Here is a 1418-nt window from a genome sequence, read left to right as displayed (position 1 = left end):
CCCCCCCCCCCCCCCCCCCCCCCCCCCCCCCCCCCCCCCCCCCCCCCCCCCCCCCCCCCCCCCCCCCCCCCCCCCCCTTCCGCCCTCACAGCCAGGACCGACATGTCAGACATCCAGATCCGCACCGAAGGCCAGGCCGGCCGTATCACCCTGACCCGCCCCAAGGCGCTGAACGCGCTGACCTGGGACATGTGCCTTGCCACGGAACAGGCGCTGGACGCCTGGCGGCATGACGACAGCGTCAAGCTGATCATCCTTGACGCGGCCGGCGACCGCGCCTTCTGCGCCGGCGGCGACATCGCCGAGATGTACCGGACCGGCATGGCGGGCGATCTCGACTACGGCCGCAGCTTCTGGCGTGACGAATACCGCATGAACGCCAAGCTGGCCGAGTATCCGAAACCCATCGTCAGTTTCCTGCACGGCTTCGTCATGGGCGGTGGCGTCGGCATCGGCGGACATTGCGCGCATCGCATCGTGGGCGAGTCGACGCAGATCTCCATGCCCGAATGCGGCATCGGCTTTGTACCCGACGTGGGCGGCACCTACACGCTGGCCCGCGCGCCGGGGCGGCTGGGCGAATACCTCGGGATCACCACCGCGCGCATGGGGCCGGGCGATGCCATCCACGCGGGCTTTGCCGACCGGTTCCACCCCGAGGCGGACTGGCCCGCCCTGAAACAGGCGCTGATCGAAACCGGCGATATTGCCGCCCTGGGCGAGGCCCCACAGCCACCGGACAGCCCGCTGGCCACAGCCCAGCCCGAGATCGACGCGCTCTTCGGCGGCGAGACCCTGCGCGACGTGCTCAACACCCTAAAGGCCAGCGACAGCGACCTGGCAGGGGATGCGCTCAAGCGCCTGTCGCGCAACGCGCCGCTCTCGATGGCCGTTACGCTCGAGATGATCCACCGTCTGCGCAGCCCCGGCCTCGACATCCGCAAGGCGCTCGAGATGGAATACCGCGTCAGCCACCGGATCATGGAACAGGGGGACTTCCTCGAAGGCATCCGGGCAGCCATCATCGACAAGGACAAATCGCCGAACTGGCGCCACGCGCTCGACAGCGTGCCTCTCGTGGACGTGTCGAAAATGCTGATGCCGCTCGGCAAGGACAAGCTGGATTTCAGGGAGAGGACCATGCAGATCGGATTCATCGGACTGGGCAACATGGGCGCGCCGATGGCCGCCAACCTTGCCAGGGCGGGCCATGCGGTCAAGGGCTTCGACGTGGCGGGAACAACGGCCGAGGGCGTTACCTCCGTCGCCACCGCACAGGAGGCCGCGCAGGGCGCCGACGTGGTCATCACCATGCTGCCCAATGGCGCGATCCTCAAGACGGTCGCGGCAGAGATCCTGCCCGTCATGGACAAGGGCGCCATTCACCTGGATTGCTCCACCGTCGACGTGGCGGGGGG

1 protein-coding gene is annotated in these 1418 nt (G+C 68.9%); it reads left to right on the top strand.

From position 1 onward, the window contains the following. Positions 1–102: 102 nt before the first annotated feature. Positions 103–1418, top strand: a 1316-nt coding sequence (locus tag RBB42_RS28025; protein ID WP_306043974.1) for a 3-hydroxyisobutyryl-CoA hydrolase, incomplete at its 3' end; no start/stop codon positions are given.

Origin of the sequence: Mameliella sp. MMSF_3455, from assembly GCF_030733205.1 — a bacterium.
Taxonomy (GTDB): Bacteria; Pseudomonadota; Alphaproteobacteria; order Rhodobacterales; family Rhodobacteraceae; genus Antarctobacter.
The sequence above is the reverse complement of the archived record's forward strand: the minus strand, read 5'-3'. Positions and strand labels throughout refer to the sequence as shown.